The sequence below is a fragment of the Methylonatrum kenyense genome, from assembly GCF_023195885.1.
Taxonomy (GTDB): Bacteria; Pseudomonadota; Gammaproteobacteria; order Nitrococcales; family Aquisalimonadaceae; genus Methylonatrum; species Methylonatrum kenyense.
Genome location: NZ_JALPKO010000009.1, coordinates 48,231 through 65,273 on the forward strand (window position 1 = coordinate 48,231; position 17,043 = coordinate 65,273).

General features: G+C 64.9%; 13 protein-coding genes. 12 read left to right on the plus strand and 1 reads right to left on the minus strand.

Annotated elements, in window-relative coordinates; translation table 11 throughout:
• Positions 1-6: 6 nt before the first annotated feature.
• Positions 7-726 carry a ribonuclease PH gene (gene rph, locus M0534_RS11085; RefSeq protein ID WP_248568494.1) on the minus strand — a complete coding sequence of 240 codons (720 nt, stop codon included), beginning with the start codon at positions 724-726 and terminating at the stop codon, positions 7-9.
• 183 nt (positions 727-909) lie between these two features.
• Between rph and M0534_RS11090 the strand changes: the two genes are divergently transcribed.
• From M0534_RS11090 to nirB, 12 genes are all read left to right on the plus strand, one after another.
• On the plus strand, positions 910-1,773 hold the full coding sequence (locus M0534_RS11090; RefSeq protein WP_248568495.1) for a YicC/YloC family endoribonuclease: 864 nt from the start codon (positions 910-912) through the stop codon (positions 1,771-1,773).
• 3 nt (positions 1,774-1,776) lie between these two features.
• Complete coding sequence (gene gmk / locus M0534_RS11095) at positions 1,777-2,403, plus strand: guanylate kinase (RefSeq protein WP_248568496.1); 627 nt, start codon at positions 1,777-1,779, stop codon at positions 2,401-2,403.
• A gap of 95 nt (positions 2,404-2,498) precedes the next feature.
• Complete coding sequence (gene rpoZ / locus M0534_RS11100) at positions 2,499-2,801, plus strand: DNA-directed RNA polymerase subunit omega (RefSeq protein WP_248568497.1); 303 nt, start codon at positions 2,499-2,501, stop codon at positions 2,799-2,801.
• A 13-nt stretch (positions 2,802-2,814) separates the two neighbouring features.
• Positions 2,815-4,995 carry a bifunctional GTP diphosphokinase/guanosine-3',5'-bis pyrophosphate 3'-pyrophosphohydrolase gene (spoT, locus tag M0534_RS11105; protein WP_248568498.1) on the plus strand — a complete coding sequence of 727 codons (2,181 nt, stop codon included), beginning with the start codon at positions 2,815-2,817 and terminating at the stop codon, positions 4,993-4,995.
• Positions 4,996-5,071: 76 nt separating this feature from the next.
• A complete protein-coding gene (locus M0534_RS11110) occupies positions 5,072-6,793 on the plus strand; it encodes an ExeM/NucH family extracellular endonuclease (RefSeq protein WP_248568499.1) in 1,722 nt (573 codons plus the stop codon).
• Positions 6,794-6,843: 50 nt separating this feature from the next.
• Positions 6,844-7,233 carry a RidA family protein gene (locus M0534_RS11115; RefSeq protein ID WP_248568500.1) on the plus strand — a complete coding sequence of 130 codons (390 nt, stop codon included), beginning with the start codon at positions 6,844-6,846 and terminating at the stop codon, positions 7,231-7,233.
• Between the two features lie 9 nt (positions 7,234-7,242).
• The gene (gene recG, locus M0534_RS11120; protein WP_248568501.1) at positions 7,243-9,327 is read left to right on the plus strand and encodes an ATP-dependent DNA helicase RecG; all 2,085 of its coding nucleotides are present in this window, start codon (positions 7,243-7,245) and stop codon (positions 9,325-9,327) included.
• A 98-nt stretch (positions 9,328-9,425) separates the two neighbouring features.
• Positions 9,426-9,980: a chorismate--pyruvate lyase family protein gene (locus M0534_RS11125; protein ID WP_248568502.1), complete on the plus strand. Its 555-nt coding sequence runs from the start codon at positions 9,426-9,428 to the stop codon at positions 9,978-9,980.
• Positions 9,973-10,851, plus strand: coding sequence for a 4-hydroxybenzoate octaprenyltransferase (gene ubiA / locus M0534_RS11130; RefSeq protein WP_248568503.1), 879 nt, complete (start codon positions 9,973-9,975; stop codon positions 10,849-10,851). The genes M0534_RS11125 and ubiA overlap by 8 nt, the downstream gene beginning before the upstream one ends.
• Positions 10,852-10,878: 27 nt before the next feature.
• Entirely contained in the window at positions 10,879-12,315 is a 1,437-nt protein-coding gene (cls, locus tag M0534_RS11135; RefSeq protein WP_248568504.1) for a cardiolipin synthase, read from the plus strand.
• A gap of 222 nt (positions 12,316-12,537) precedes the next feature.
• Entirely contained in the window at positions 12,538-13,866 is a 1,329-nt protein-coding gene (locus tag M0534_RS11140; protein WP_248568505.1) for a nitrate regulatory protein, read from the plus strand.
• Positions 13,867-14,598: 732 nt separating this feature from the next.
• Complete coding sequence (gene nirB, locus M0534_RS11145; protein ID WP_248568506.1) at positions 14,599-17,034, plus strand: nitrite reductase large subunit NirB; 2,436 nt, start codon at positions 14,599-14,601, stop codon at positions 17,032-17,034.
• Positions 17,035-17,043 lie beyond the last annotated feature (9 nt).

Consider the following 17,043-nt stretch of genomic DNA (forward strand, 5'->3'; position numbering starts at 1 on the left):
CCTGCGTCACGCGCCTTCGATGGCCTGCCGCTGCGTGTCGATCAGTTCGTTGATGCCCTTGCGTGCCAGCGCCAGCATGCCGACGAGTTCATCGTCACGGAAGGCATGCCCTTCAGCGGTGCCCTGAATCTCGATGAAGCCGCCGGCCTCGTTCATGACCACGTTCATGTCGGTCTCGGCCTCGCTGTCCTCCGGATAATCCAGGTCCAGTACCGGTTCGCCCTTGTAGATGCCGACGGATATTGCGGCGACATGACCGATCAAGGGATCACGTTTCAGTTTGCCAGCCCGGCGCAGCGTCTGCATGGCCAGGGCCAGTGCCACGTAGCCGCCGGTGATCGAAGCGGTGCGGGTGCCGCCGTCGGCCTGGATGACGTCGCAGTCCAGCACCACGCTGCGCTCGCCCAGCGCGCCCAGATCGATGCAGGCGCGCAGCGAGCGGCCAATCAGGCGCTGGATCTCGATCGTGCGACCCTGCTGTTTGCCGCGCGCAGCCTCGCGGCCCATGCGGCTGCCGGTGGAGCGTGGCAACATGCCGTATTCGGCGGTTACCCAGCCCTGCCCCTTGCCGCGCAGGAACGGGGGCACGGATTCCTCTACCGAGGCCGTGCACAGCACCCGAGTGTCGCCGAATTCGACCAGGACGGAGCCCTCGGCGTGGCGGGTGAAACCGGGGGTTAGGCGTATGCTGCGCAACTCGTCGGTTGCTCGGCCGCTGGGACGCATGTACGGGACTCCTGCTGGAATGGGTTGGGGAGCGTACCATAGCGCTGCGTTTTTGCAGGCTCGGGGGGACCGCGTAAACTCGCACGGTCCACCGTGCGAATGAATCAGTGTTTCCTCAGGGGCCGACCCCGCGGCGGGCGGCTCCAGGAGCGCTATCCCACGTGTCGCCAAGGAGTAATCTGCATGGCTTGCAGCATGACGGCGTTCGAGCGCCGCGAATTGTCTGCCGACTGGGGCCGGCTGGCCTGGGAGCTGCGCTCGGTAAACCACCGCTATCTGGATATTACGCCGCGCCTGCCAGAGGATCTTCGGCAGCTTGAAACCGCCGTGCGCGAGCGCCTCGGTCGGCGGTTGTCCCGGGGCAAGGTGGAATGCAGTCTGCGTTTTCAGTCGTTTGCCGGTGCCTCGGGTGTGCAGATCAATTGGCCACAGGCCGAGGCCCTGGTCGCTGCCGCCGAGGAGCTCGAGCGGCGTTTCCCGGTTTCCGGGCAGCTCTCCGCCGAAGGCCTGTTGCGAACGCCCGGCGTGCTCAGCGAGCAGTCGCCGGATCTGGAGCCGGTGATGGATGCCGCCCTGGCCCTGCTCGATCAGACCATTGACGGCTTTATCGTGGCCCGTGAGCGTGAAGGCGAGGCACTGGTCGACATGATTCGCAGCCGTGCGGAGCGGGTTGCCGAGCTGGCGGAGGAGGCGCGCGCGTTGGTCCCGCAGATCAGGCAGCGCCTGCGCGAACGGCTGGAGGCGCGGCTCGCGGAACTGGAACAGGTGCCGGATGCGAACCGCATCGAGCAGGAACTGGTGTTGATGGCCCAGCGGCTGGATGTGGACGAGGAGCTGGACCGGCTTGTCATGCATGTTGAGGAAATCGGGCGAGTGCTGCAGCGGCGAGAACCGATTGGCCGTCGGCTCGACTTTCTGATGCAGGAACTCAATCGCGAGGCAAATACGCTCGGCTCGAAGGCGGCGGCCATTGACACCACCCAGGTTTCGGTCGAGATCAAGGTGCTGATTGAGCAGATGCGGGAACAGATCCAGAATCTGGAGTAAGGCATGAGCGCGCTCAGCGGCACGCTGTACATCATCTCGGCACCGTCCGGTGCCGGCAAGACCAGTCTGGTGCATGCCCTGATGGAGGCCTGTCCGGGCCTCACGGTGTCGGTATCGCACACCACCCGCACCCAGCGCGAGGCCGAGCACGACGGAGTGCATTACCACTTTGTCGATGAGCCCCGGTTCGTCGAGATGATCGATACGGGCGCCTTCCTGGAACATGCCTCGGTGTTCGGTAACCGTTACGGCACCGCAATGCAGCCTGTGCGTGACCGTCTCGGGCAGGGTATCGATGTGGTCCTCGAGATCGACTGGCAGGGCGCGCGCCAGGTCCGCGAGACGATGCCGGAGGCGGTTTCGGTGTTCATACTGCCGCCGTCGCGCGTCGAGCTCGAGCAGCGATTGCGCAGCCGCGGGCAGGATAGCGACGCCGTGATCGAGCGGCGCATGCGCGATGCCGTGAACGAGATGTCGCATTACGCGGAATACGACTACCTGGTGGTCAACGACGACTTCCGCGAGGCGCGGGCCGACCTGATGGCGATCATCCGCAGCCGGCGCCTGCGTCAGGTAGCTCAGCAGCAGCATCTGGGTGACACGCTGCAGGAGCTGCTTGGCGCGGACTGAACAAAGGGCCTGGTTCGGGATGTTGCAGGGCGTCACGGAATGGTCCAACTGATGTATAGTAGGGTGCGGTGCAATATCACTAACTGGAGTGCAACATGGCGCGGGTTACCGTAGAAGATTGCCTGGATTTTGTGGATAACCGGTTCGAACTGGTGCTGGTCGCCGCCAAGCGGTCGCGGCAGATCGCCAATGGCTCCCAGCCCTTCGTGCCGTTGGAGAATGACAAACCCACCGTGCTCGCGCTGCGCGAGATCTCGGAACAGCACGTCGGTCCGTCGATCCTCGACGAAGAGCCGGAAGCGGAGATCACCGCGGCGGTGGAAGAGGCGCAGCGCGCCGAACTGATGCGGGAAGCGGCGGCTGCGGATGCCGAGGCCGTCGAGCGTCCAGAGGAATGATTGCGGAGGGCCGATGGCGCGCGCAGAAGCCCTGACGCCCAGTGATACCGGCGCCGCGGATCCGGGGCGCGGGATAGATGAGCTTTGTCTTGTGCTCGAGGCCTATCTCGATCCGGATCAGGTGGACATGGTCCGCCGCGCCTACCGTTTCGGTGCCGCTGCCCATGAGGGGCAGCAGCGCCTTTCAGGTGAACCGTATATCACCCACCCGGTAGCGGTGGCCAAGGTGCTTGCCGAAATGCGGCTTGATGTGCAGAGCATCGTCGCCGCGATCCTGCACGATGTCATCGAGGACACACCGACCGCGAAGGAACACATCGCCACGGATTTCGGTGAGGAAGTCGCCGAGCTGGTGGATGGAGTCTCCAAGCTCACCCAGATCCATTTCGAGAGCAAGGCCGAGGCCCAGGCCGCCAATTTCCGTAAAATGGTGCTGGCGATGGCGCGTGATATCCGCGTCATCATCATCAAGCTGGCCGACCGCCTGCACAACATGCGGACCATCTGGGTCATGCCTCCCCACAAGCGGCGGCGCATCGCCCGCGAGACCATGGAGATCTATGCGCCGGTGGCCCATCGCCTGGGCATCAACAACATGCGCATCGAGCTGGAGGATCTGTCCTTCGCCGCCATGTACCCGATGCGCTTCAGGGTGCTGAAGTCCCAGGTCCGCAAGGTGCGCCGCAACCAGAAGGCCCTGCTCGGCCGGGTGCGGGAGGCAATGACCGAGCGGTTGGCTGGTTCCGGCATCGAACCGGTGGTGACCGGCCGCGAGAAGCACCTTTTCAGTGTCTACCGCAAGATGCGAAACGAGGGGGGGGAGCGAAAACCCTTCAACGCCATTTTCGACGTGCACGGTATCCGTGTGACGGTGGAGGACGTCGACGCCTGCTATCGCACGCTGGGCGTGATGCACGGGCTGTACAAGCCGGTTCCCGGGCATTTCAAGGACTACATCGCGATCCCCAAGAGCAACGGTTACCAGTCACTGCATACCATGCTCTGGGGACCACAGGGCGTGCAGATGGAGGTCCAGATCCGGACCCACGAAATGGATCGTGTGGCCGAGATGGGCGTGGCGGCGCACTGGATGTACAAGACCGGCGAGGCTGGCCAGAACACCGCGCAGACCCGGGCCAGGGAGTGGGTCAAGGATCTGCTCGAGATACAGCGCAATGCCGGCAATCCGCTGGAATTCATCGAGAGCGTCAAGGTCGACCTGTTTCCCGACGAGGTCTATGTGTTCACGCCCCGCGGTGAAATCATGGAGCTGCCGCGCGGCGCCACGATGGTCGATTTTGCCTATGCCGTGCACTCCGACATTGGCGACACCTGTCTTGCCGCCAAGGTCGACAAACGCCTTGTACCGCTGCGAATGCCGCTGCAGACCGGGCAGACCGTGGAGATCATTACCGCCCCGGGCGCCAGGCCAAATCCAGCCTGGCTTGATTTCGTGGTCACCGCAAAGGCGCGTTCGGCAATCCGTCACGCCCTGAAGACCCTGCGCCACGAGGAGGCGGAAAGCCTCGGCAAACGGCTGGTTGACCAGGTGCTGGAGGGCATGGATCGCAGCCTGGACAGCCTGCCGGCGGAGCAACTGGAAACCGGCTTGCGCTCGGCAGGCGCGGAGAATCTATCGCAGTTGTTGCAGGATGTGGGGCTTGGCCGGTTGATGCCCTGGCTTGCGGCGCGTCATTTGAGCGGCCTGGTGGAGGAGCGCTCCGATGCGGAAAAGGAGCGGGATCCGCGCGAGCGGCTGACGATCAAGGGTACCGAGGGTGCCGTGGTCACCTTCGCCCGCTGCTGCAACCCCATCCCGGGTGATCCGATCGTTGGTTTTGCCAGCTCCGGCCGGGGCGTGGTGGTGCATCTGCAGGACTGCCGCAATCTGGTGGAGTACCGCAAGCATCCCGAGAAGTGGCTTGACGTGCAGTGGGAACGCGACATCGACCGCGATTTTTCGGTGCCGGTGCGGGTTGACGTGGTCAACGGCCGGGGCGTGCTGGCCGAGGTGGCTTCCAGCATCTCTGACATGGACGGCAACATCCTGTCGGTTGCGGTGGACGAGCGTGACGGGATGATCGTCACCATCAATCTGTCGATTGCGGTACGCAGCCGTCTGCATCTTGCCCGTATCATGCGCCGGCTTCGGGTTCTGAAATCGGTGTTGCGGATCAACCGTGTGAAAGGTTAAAAAAAACACTGATTTATTCGTCCGGAAGGACAGTTGGAGACTGTGTCTCCGACAGGTTTTCCTGAGAGGGTTCGCCGTGCAGGGACGACAGCGAAATGCCTCCGCCAGGCGATGGTTCTGGCCAGCCGTCGTGCTGGGCTCGCTCCTCGCCTTCCTGGTTTTCGACCGGCCGCTGGCGGCGGATTGTGATGGGCTGGAAGCGGCCCTTCCGGTTTCCGAGGCGCTGGCACTGGCCGAGGCCGGTGACACCGAAATCGTGTGGGTCCAGGGCGTCGTGACCGCCGCGTTTCCGGGCCGGCAGGGGTTGAATGGCTTTTTCCTGCAGTCCGACGACGATACGGACGCCCGGGGCAGTTTCGTCTATGCGCCCGATCTGGGCCCGACGGACTGGCAGCGCATCGAGCCCGGCAGCCATCTGCTGCTGGCGGCCCGGCCGGGGACCTGGCAGGGGCGGCCGCAACTGCAGCGGCTGCAGTCAGTGTCGCATTGCGGCGCGGCGCCGGTGCCCTCACCAGCCCCACTGGGTCTGCCTGCGGACGCCGAGGACCTTGAGCGTCTGCACGGCCGTCTGGTGGCCCTGCCGGATGATCTGGTGGTCACCGGCAATTATCAACTTGGCCGTTTCGGCAGTCTCAAGCTCAGCGCAGGCGAGCGCCTGTTCCGGCACCGAACCCCGGACGATGGGCGGTTGCATCGGCTGCTGCTCGATGACGGCAGTTACGCCCGCAACCCTGATCCTGTCCCGTATCTGAACGACCATGGCACCCGCCGGGTTGGTGACCGGGTGAGCGCGGTGACGGGCGTGCTGGTGAAGGCCTTCGATGACTGGAGGCTGCACCCGGTCTCGCAGCCGCAATTCAGCGATGCCAATCCCCGCCCCGCCGAGCCCGATTCGCTTCCGGGCCTCCGGGTTGCGGCGTTCAATGTCGAGAACTACTTCGTTTCCCTCGGGCGCCGCGGGGCGACTGATCAGGACGAGCTCCAGCGCCAGCGCGACAAGCTGTTCGCGGCACTCGAGGCCCAGGACGCGCATCTGCTGGCCCTGGTGGAAGTGGAAAACAGTCGGGCGGCCCTGGAGGACCTGGTCGAACGGCTGAATGCACGCCTTCCGGAGGAACGTCACTACGCCCTGCTCGAGGGCCCCGCGCGACGTGGTGACGACGCGATCAAGGTGGCCCTGATCTACCGACCCACCGAACTGGAACCGCTTTCCGAAGCCGAGACCGACCTGCATCCGGCCCACAATCGGCCACCGGTGTTCGCGGCATTTCGTGACCGTGAGACCGACAGGCGTTTTGTCGCCGCCGCGGTGCATTTCAAGGCCAAGGTCGGCTGCCCGGCGCAGGGTGACGTCGACCGCGGCCAGGGCTGCTGGAATCGGCTGCGCACCGAACAGGCCGAGGCACTGCTCGAGGCGGCGGCCGACGCCGCAAGGCGCCACAATACCGAGCAAGTCCTGCTGGCCGGCGACTTCAACAGTTATGCCGGGGAGGACCCGATCCGCCGGCTGCAGCAGGATGGCTTCGTTGACCTTGTGGCCTCGCATCTGCCGCCCGAGCGACGCTACAGCTACGTCTTTCGTGGTGAGTCGGGTACCCTCGACTACATCTTTGCCAGTGACGCCCTGGCCGATGCGATCACCGGCGTGGATATCTGGCACATCAACGCCGATGAGCCGGTGTTTCTCGCCTTTGACCAACCCGGCGCGGATACGCTGGGCAGCCGCGGCCAGCCGTGGCGCTCATCCGACCATGACCCGGTGCTGATCGGCATTCGCCGGGACCAGGCCGGCGACTGAGGCAGGTCGCCGCGGGACCGGGACCATTCAGTTCGTCAGGAGGAATCATCATGCAACGAACGACAATCCAGACTGACCGTGCGCCCCAGGCCATCGGGCCCTATTCCCAGGCCGTCCGTGCCGGTGACACCGTGTGGCTGTCAGGCCAGATTCCGCTGGTGCCTGCCACCGGCGAGCCGGTTGAGGGCGATGCAGCAGCGCATGTTCGCCAGGTGTTCGAGAACCTGAAGGGCCTGGCCGAGGCCAGTGGCGGTAGCCTCCAGCATGTGGTGAAACTCACCATTTTCCTGACCGATATGGACAATTTCGGCCTGGTCAACGAACTGATGCAGGACTATTTCCACGAGCCCTATCCGGCGCGTGCCGCCGTCGGTGTCGCCAGTCTGCCCAAAGGGGTGGATGTGGAAATGGAGGCGATCATGGTGCTGGACGGCGACTGAGTTTCCCGGGTGAGTCACACGAGCAGCCCGCTGGATCAGCCGGTAACAGGGCTGCGCGGAGTCGGCGCAAGGCTGGCGGAGCGGCTCGGAAAGCTAGGTATTCAAACGCTGCAGGACCTGATCCTGCACCTGCCTCTGCGCTACGAGGACCGCACACGGCCGCAGCCCATCGGCGGTCTGTTGCCCGGGCAGTCGGCGCTCGTGCAGGGCGAGGTGGCGCTGACCGAGCTGGTCGGCGGTGGCCGTCGTCGGCTGCTATGCAGGATCAGCGACGGCACCGGCAGCCTCACCCTGGTGTTCTTCCGGCTCTATCCGGGATTGCAGGCGAGGCTGTCGAAAGGGGTGCGGCTGGCCTGCTTCGGTGACGTGCGCCCGGGGCCGGCTGGCCTGCAGATGGCCCACCCGGAGATCCGGGTCCTGCATGGCAGCGAGGCTTCCGCGGAATCGGACCGCCTGACGCCGGTCTATCCGGCCACCGAAGGCGTCAACCAGACGACCCTGCGCCGGCTGGTCCAACAGGCCCTGGAATTCGCACGCGCCGGGCTCCCGGACCTGTTGCCGGACTGGCTTGCCGGGAACCAACTCCCTGGCCTGCTGGAGGCCCTGGAAACCGTCCATGGCCCGGCGCCGGATTGTGACGTCGAGGCCATGCAGGCCGGCATGCATCCCGCCTGTCGACGCCTGTCGCTGGAGGAACTACTGGCCCATCAACTCAGCCTGCGTCAGTTTCGGATCCGCGCCCGCCGCGAACGCCGGGCGCCGGTATTGCGCGGCGATGGCCGTCTGCGCCAAGGCCTGCTGGATTCTTTGCCGTTTTCCCTGACCGCTGCACAGCGGCGCGTGCTGACCCAGATCGAAGCGGACCTTGGGCGTACCGAGCCGATGCTGCGACTGGTTCAGGGCGATGTCGGCTCCGGCAAGACCATCGTCGCCGCGCTGGCGGCGCTGCAGGCGGTGGAATGTGGCCAGCAGGCGGCGGTAATGGCGCCGACCGAGTTGCTTGCCGAGCAGCACCATCAGGGGTTCCGCTCCTGGCTGGAACCGCTCGGCGTCGAGGTCGCCTGGTTGTCTGGCAAGCTGGCCGCGGGCCAGCGGCGGCGGATGCTGGAGCGGATCGCCAGCGCCGACTGCGGCGTGGTGGTCGGAACCCATGCCCTGTTCCAGGACGAGGTTCGATTCCACCGCCTGGGGCTCGCGATCATCGATGAGCAGCATCGGTTCGGCGTGCATCAGCGGCTGGCCCTGCGTGAGAAGGGACAGGATGCCGAGATCCAGCCGCATCAGATGATCATGACCGCCACGCCGATTCCGCGCACCCTTGCAATGACTGCTTACGCTGATCTGGATGTCTCGGTGATCGACGAGCTGCCGCCGGGCCGCACACCGGTGACCACGGTGGCGATCCCTGAGGCACGCCGCGGCGAGGTCATGGCCCGGGTGGCCGAAGCCTGCGCCGACGGCCATCAGGCCTATTGGGTATGCACCCTGGTGGAGGAATCCGAGCAGTTGCAGGCGCAGGCCGCCGAGGACACCGCCGCCCTGTTGCGGGAGGCGCTGCCGGCGCTGCGCACCGGCCTGGTGCATGGGCGCATGAAGTCGGCGGAAAAAGAGGCCGTGATGGCGGATTTCGCCGCCCACCGGCTGGACCTGCTGGTCGCCACCACCGTGATCGAGGTCGGCGTGAACGTGCCCAACGCCAGCCTGATGGTGATCGAGAACCCCGAGCGACTCGGGCTTGCGCAACTGCACCAGTTGCGCGGCCGGGTCGGACGCGGTGCCGCGGCAAGTTCCTGCGTGCTGCTGTACCAGGCGCCGCTGTCCGAAGGTGCCCGGGCCCGGCTTGGCGTCCTGCGCCGGACCGCCGACGGTTTCGAGATAGCACGTCAGGACCTGGCACAGCGTGGTCCGGGGGAGCTGCTCGGCACCCGACAGACCGGGGACTGGCAGTTCCGGATTGCCGATCCGGAACGTGATGCCGACCTGCTGGCCCGGGTCCGCGATGCCGCCGACCGTCTGTTGCAGCACGATCCGGCGCGCTCCGCTGCGTTGATCCATCGCTGGGTCGGCCGCCGCCAGCAATACGGGCGGGTCTGAGGGGAACCGGGTTCGGCGGCGCGAGGCGCAAGCGGGTACACTCAGGCCGCCCCGCCAGCAATGGCGGAAGCTGGTCCCGGGCGTTATCGAGGAGTGCCGTGAACCGACCTGATTGTCGCTGGTTTCATCAGCCCGTGTCGCGTGCCCAGCGCCTGCCCGAGGTGCTGGCCGGCTGGGTGATCGGAACCGACTCATTGACCCGGCGTTTGCGTGCGCGCTGCGGTGAACGCTTCAGCGTGCAACGGCTTTACGAGGGCTGGCAGAAGCCATTACACGGCGAGGCACGGCGGCTGCGGCAGCGCCCTGCCCGGATGGCCTGGGTCCGTGAGGTCGCCCTGTGTTGTGACGGACAGCCGCTGATCCTGGCCCGCTCGGTGATCCCGTTGACTTCGCTGCGCGGGCGCAACGGTGCCCTGCGCCTGCTTGGCAACCGGCCACTGGGGGAGCTGCTATTCTCCGGGGCCGGGACCAGCAGGTCGCCCCTGCGCCTGGCCCGACTGCGGCGCAACGATGCCCTGGCCATCCGCCTCCACGACCATTGTGGCCGGGACATGGGCGGTAACTGGGCACGGCAGGCGGTGCATCTGCTGCACGGCAAACCGTTGTTGGTGACCGAAGTGTTTCTGCCGGAACTGGTTCAAGGTCATGGATAGGGCGTTTCTCAGCGACAGGGCGGTCCAGTACGCACGTCTGGCACGTCTGGACCGGCCGATCGGCAATTTCCTGTTGCTCTGGCCGATGCTCTGGGCGCTTTGGCTTGCTGCCGAGGGGATTCCGGATCTTCACCTGCTGGTGATTTTCGTTCTCGGCGTGCTGGTTATGCGTGCGGCCGGCTGTGTGATCAACGATTTCGCCGATCGCAATATCGACGGTCACGTGAAACGCACCACGCAGCGGCCCATGGCGCGCGGACTGGTCAGCCCGCGGGAAGCGCTGACTTTGTTCATCGTGTTGTGCCTGCTGGCATTCGGCCTCGTGCTGCTGACCAACCGGTTGACCATCCAGCTGTCCCTGGTCGCGGTGCTGCTGGCCGCCAGCTACCCGTTCATGAAGCGCTACACGCACCTGCCACAAGTCCATCTGGGGGCGGCGTTCGGATGGGCAGTGCCGATGGCCTTCGCGGCACAGACCGGTGGCGTACCGGCCCTGGCCTGGCTGGTGTTCACTGCGGCCGTGGTCTGGGCCACGGTCTATGACACCCAGTATGCAATGGTGGATCGCGACGACGATCTGAAGATCGGGGTCAAGTCCACTGCGGTACTGTTCGGCGAGATGGATCGCTTGATGATCGGCATCCTGCAACTGCTCATGCTGGTCACGCTGCTCCTGGTCGGCCAGCAGGCGGAACTCGGCGCGATCTATTATGTTGGGGTGTTGATTGGTGCCGGCTTCTTCGTTCGCCAGCAATGGCTCATTCGGCTACGTGAACGCGAGGCCTGTTTTCGGGCATTTCTCAATAACAATCTGTTTGGCGGCGTTATTTTCCTTGGCCTGGTGCTGCATTACGCCCTGGCAGCGGGCTGAAATACGGATGCAAGACGGGATGCACGGATGACCCTGGATATCGGCTATCGGCTGGCGGCCCTGTTGATCCCGCTGGCATCCCTGGTGGTGTCCTGTCATGCGGTGCTGACCAAGCGGGATTCCCGTAGCGCGCTGACCTGGGTGGCGCTGGCCTGGTTTGCACCCGTGGTCGGTGTCCTGCTCTACCTGCTATTCGGTATCAACCGCTTGCGGCGTCGTGTCACCCTGCAAAGCCGTGAGACGCCACACTGGGAGCATGGCGAGGCGGCGACCTGCGATCTCGCCACGCTGGAGCAGCGCCTGGAGCGGCGACATCGTCATCTGGTGACGCTGGCCAGCGCCGTCAACCGGCTGACCGAGCGGCCGCTGCTGGACGGCAACACCGTTGAAGTGCTGGTCGACGGTGATGAAGCCTTTCCGGCGATGATCGAGGCCATTCATCAGGCCAGGATCAGCATCACGCTGGCCACTTACATCTTCGGCAACGATCGGATCGGCCGGGCCTTTGCCGATGCACTGACCGCGGCGGTACGGCGCGGGGTTGCCGTCCGCGTACTGATCGATAATGCCGGCGAGCGATACACCTGGCCGTCGATGGTTGGTGTGCTGCGCCGGCGCGGGGTCGTGGTGGCCCGGTTTTTCCCCAGCCTGCCTAGCCGCCTGTTCGGCATCAATATGCGCAACCACCGCAAGTTGCTGGTCATCGACGGCCGGATCGGCTTCACCGGTGGCATGAATATCCGCCGGCACCACAGCCGCGAGGAATCGGGGCGCCGCATGGCCCGGGACTTCCAGTTTCGATTGCAGGGCCCGGTGGTGCAGCAACTGCAAGAGGTGTTTTACGAGGACTGGTATTTTGCCGCCCGTGAACGCCTCGACGGGCAACTCTGGTTCCCGCCCTGTCGACGCCGGGGCGAGGTCGTGGCACGCGGTATCCGCAGCGGTCCCGACGACAACTTCCTGAAACACCAGGATGTGTTGCTTGCGGCCATCGCCACCGCCGAGCGGTCGCTGCGAATCGTCACCCCGTATTTCCTGCCCGAGAGCACGCTGATTTCGGCGTTGACCACCGCGGCCCTGCGAGGTATCCGCATCGATATCGTGTTGCCCGAGAGCAGCAACCTGCCGTTCGTGCACTGGGCAATGATGGCGCAATTGCCGCAGATCATGGATCACGATATCCAGGTCTGGCTCAGTCCGCCGCCGTTCGATCATGCCAAGGCGATGATCGTCGACGAGGTCTGGTCCTTCATCGGCTCCAGTAACTGGGATCCGCGCAGCCTGCGGCTGAACTTCGAGTTCAACGTCGAGTGCTACGATCCGTCGCTGGCCAGCGTGCTGACGGCGCATGTCGACCAGAGAATTCGCGCCGCGCGGCTGCTCAACCTCGAGGAACTGGAAGATCGGGCCTTTCCCGTTCGACTGCGGGACGGCCTCACCCGCCTGCTGATGCCCTACCTGTAAGCACCCGGGCCGCCACCCTCCCTGTCCTGCGGTTACCTCTTTGCGTCGGCAGCGGCGCTTGTCTGAAGCCCGACATGTCCGAGTCGCCGCACCGGTATGGTGCGTTGGCGCCGCGCTTTGGCGCCCAAGGATCAGCTAAGTCATTGAATCCATACTCCTGGTTCGATGGCGCGGTTCTTGATGGGTCCACCGGACGATTGGGGGCGGACAGCAGAGAGACCTATGGGCAAGCAGCAATCGGTGGCCGGGACAGCCGCCGACTATCTGATCGCGTCAAGGCGATGCGAAATCCTCGGCCTTGAACACCTGCTGGGTACCAGTCGCCTGGTGGTGAGCATCAGCAACCTGGTACATGTACTTCAGCGTGAGCGCGGTACGGCGAACCTGTTTACCGGATCCGCCGGTTCCCGGTGTGGCGGCGCCCTGGATGAGGCCATGGCCCGTTCCCGGGAGCGCGAACAGCGCTTTCGATCCCGCTTGCGGGAGCTGGATACGGGGGCGAGCAGTCCTGCCTCCAACAGCCGCCTGTTCAACCGAATCGCGCATGCGCTACGCGGCCTTGACGCGCTTGAGGCGGTGCGCGACGCGATCCGGCAGCAGTCCCTGTCGCCGGAGACCATCATTGAGGGCTACAGTGCCCTGATCCAGGCGCTGCTTGGCGTTGTTTTCGAGGCCGCGGACTCGGCGGCGGACCATGCCATTTCGGCGATTCTGGTTGCCATGTTTCATCTGATGCAGGGCAAGGAGTTTGCCGGTCAGGAACGGGGGATTGGCGCCGCCGGCTTTGCCCAAGGCGAGTTCGGACAACGCTCGCGCAGACGCCTGCAGCATTTGATCGACAGCCAGGAACGCTGCTTCGAGGTGTTTGTCGGCTTCGCCGATGCCGAATCGCTCCGGCTCTGGAACGACGGGGGCGCGCACCGGGCCTCCGCCGAACTGGAACGGCTACGGCGTATCGCACTGACCAGCGGGACTGCCACAGCCAATGTCGATGACCTCAGCGAGGCCTGGTTCGACGAGGCGAGCCGACGGATCGACGCAATGAAGCTGGTGGAAGATCAGCTTGAACGCAGCCTGGAAACACTCTGCAGCGCAACCCTGGAGCAGGCGCGCGACGCCCTCAGTCGGCAACGAACAGCGATCGAGGCCCTTGCTGCGGAGCCGGCCCCTGGCGGCACCTTTGCTGTGTTTCTCGGTAGCGACGAGCGGTCTACGCCCGACGACGGTGGTACGCAGCGCTACACGATGGAATGGGGTGGCGAGCAGCTCGGTCGTTCGCTGCTGGAATTGCTGCAGTCCCAGTCACGGCGGCTCCAGGCGATGGGCGAGGAGCTCAACGGCGCGCGCGCCGCGCTCGCCGAACGCAAGAACATCGAGCGGGCCAAGGGTTTGATCATGCGGCACCGCAGGTTGACCGAGGAGGAGGCGTACCGATTCTTGCGCGAGGTGGCGATGTCGCAAAGCCGCCGCCTGGCCGACGTCGCCGCCGACACCATCGCCATGGCCGATTTGCTGGGAGATTCGGGGGAAGCCAGCGGCCACCGGGGTTGATTTCGGACTGAACGCGAAACAAGAAAGGGTCCCGCCTGGGTCCCTTTCTCGCTGCCACGAGGCCTACTGTCAGCCTCGTCAGGCGATTGCCGGTTCCTCCTGCGACGCGCGTTGCTCCAGTGAACGGCTTGCTGTCATTGCTGCTCATGTTGGCATCCCCAAAATGAAAAACGCCCACCACCTTCCGCGCCTTTACGGAAGCCTGATGGGCGTCATTGCCGGTTCGGAGAACGCAACCTGCGTTGGCAGCGTCCTGCCAGGAAGGAAGCAGAAACCGCGCAAGATTCTTGGTCTTCGTAAAAACAGAGACTTAGGTGAACTGCCGGATCCCGGCCTGCATAAAAATCCCATATTGCAGTGCAGCGTCGCGGGGCGATTCACCAAACTGGCGCAAGGGCAATGCCCGCCCGATCCTGGTGCGCGACGCTCGCCTTGTGCCCCAGGGGGGTGCAGACGACGATTCGATTATCTCCCCTGTGCCTGACGGAATATCTATTTAAATCAAAATTATGGGGCGTATCTGGGCGTCCTGGCACGGCTTTCGCTTTATCTGGTTTATTGCTGCGTGACCACTGGCGGTCCGCAGTCCGGCGATGCATGGCGCATCAGCCGACGAACAACGGCGTTCATTGCAGGTGTCCCCGGCGGGGATATGGCTGTGATGAACGCTTTTTTTTTGTCTTGACGCAGGGTCAGTCCGAGCGGCTGACAGCGTCCGGTTCGGAGAACGACATGAAGGAAAAGCTGGTTCTGGTGGGCAACGGCATGGCCGGCATGAAGGTGGTCGAAGAACTGCTGACCATCGCCCCCGACAAGTACGCGATTACCGTGTTCGGTGCCGAGCCCTACGGCAACTACAACCGCATCATGCTCTCGCCGCTGCTGGCCGGGGAGAAATCCCTGGACCAGATCATGCTGAACAGCGAGGACTGGTACGCCGACAACGACATACGGCTGCACAAGGGCAAGGAGGTCATCGAGATCGACCGCCACGGCAAGCGCGTGATCGCTGCCGACGGCACCGTCGAGCACTACGATCGCCTGCTGCTCGGAACCGGCTCGAACCCGGTGATGATTCCGGTGCCCGGACATGATCTGCCGGGCGTGGTCAGCTACCGCGACGTCAAGGACGTGGACGCGATGCTGGCAGCGAGCCGGCGGCGCAAGCGTGCGGTGGTGATCGGTGGCGGCCTGCTGGGCCTGGAGGCCGCCTACGGCCTGATGCAGCAGGGCATGGAGGTGACCGTGGTGCAGCTGATGCCGTGGCTGATGGAGCGTCAGCTCGACCAGGCGGGAGGACAGTACCTGCAGCGCTCGCTGGAGGACCGCGGCATGCGCTTCCGCATGCAGGCGGAAACCGCCGAGATTGTCGGTGATGACAACGGCATCCGGGCGGTGCGCTTCAGGGACGGCACCGAGGAAGCGGCCGATCTGGTGGTGATGGCGGTGGGCATCCGGCCCAACACCGAACTGGCCCGCAAGGCTGGCCTGCACTGCGACCGCGGCGTGCTGGTGTCGGACACGCTGCAGACCTTCGACCCCAGCATTTACGCGGTCGGGGAATGCGTGCAGCATCGCGGCCAGACCTACGGCCTGGTCGCACCGCTGTTCGAACAGGCCAAGGTCTGCGCCAACCATCTGGCCGGCTACGGCTTTCGGCTGTACGAAGGCTCGGTGACCTCGACCAAGCTCAAGGTCACCGGGATCGACGTCTTCTCCGCCGGCGATTTCCAGGATGCCGCGGGCGTCGACAGCATCGTCTACCAGGACCCGTCCGCCGGCATCTACAAGAAGGTCTGCGTCAAGGACGACCGCATCGTCGGCGCCGTGCTCTATGGCGACACCGGTGACGGCACCTGGTACTTCCAGTTGTTGCGCGAAGGCACCAGCGTCAAGGATTTCCGCGACGGGCTGCTGTTCGGCCAGGCCCATCTGGGCGACTCCGGCCACGGCGGCGTCAACCAGGTGGCCAGTCTGCCCGACGACGCCCAGATCTGCGACTGCAACGGGGTCTGCAAGGGCACCATTGTCGAGGCCATCGGCAAGGAGGGCCTGTTCACGCTGGACGAGGTCAAGGCCCATACCAAGGCGGCCGCCTCCTGCGGCTCCTGCACCGGCCTCGTCGAACAGTTGCTGGCCGCGACCATGGGCGGCGACTACGAGCAAACCCAGGTCAAGCCGCTGTGCGGTTGCACCACGATGAGCCATCAGCAGGTGCGCGAGGCCATCCGCGACGATGGCCTGACCAGCCTGCGGGCGGTGTTCGACAGCCTGGCCTGGAAGACCCCGGACGGCTGCGACAAGTGCCGGCCGGCCCTGAACTACTACCTGATCTCGAGCTGGCCGCACGAGGCCGAGGACGATTCCCAGGCCCGCTTCGTCAACGAGCGCATGCACGCCAACATCCAGAAGGACGGCACCTTCTCGGTGGTGCCACGCATCTGGGGTGGCGTCACTACGCCGAAGGAACTGCGTGCGATCGCCGAGGTGGCCGAGAAGTACGAGGTGCCGACGGTAAAGATCACCGGCGGCCAGCGTATCGACCTGCTGGGCGTGAAGAAGGAGCAGCTACCCGGTGTCTGGGGTGAGCTGTCCGATGCCGGTTTCGTCTCCGGCCACGCCTACGGCAAGGCCCTGCGCACGGTCAAGACCTGTGTCGGTTCCGAGTGGTGCCGCTTCGGCACCCAGGACTCCACCACCTGCGGCATCGAGCTGGAGGAGATGAGCTGGGGCTCGTGGACGCCGCACAAGTTCAAGATGGCGGTCTCCGGCTGCCCGCGGAACTGTGCCGAGGCCACGATCAAGGATTTCGGCGTGGTCGCCATCGAATCCGGCTGGGAACTCCACGTCGGCGGCAATGGCGGCGTCAAGCTGCGTTCCACCGATGTGCTCTGCCGGGTCAAGACCATGGAGGAGGTCAAGGAATACTGCGCCGCCTTCATGCAGCTCTACCGCGAGGAGGCGCATTACCTGGAGCGAACCGCGCCCTGGATCGAGCGAGTCGGGCTGTCTCACGTCAAGGCCCGCGTCGTGGAAGACGCCGAGGGCCGCAAGCAGCTTGCCGAACGCTTCCGCGCCTCGCAGCAACGCGCGCAGGCCGAAGACCCCTGGAAGAAGTACAGCAGCAATCACGATGCCAAGTTCGTGCCGCTGAAGCGCGCCGTCTGACCCCACCTA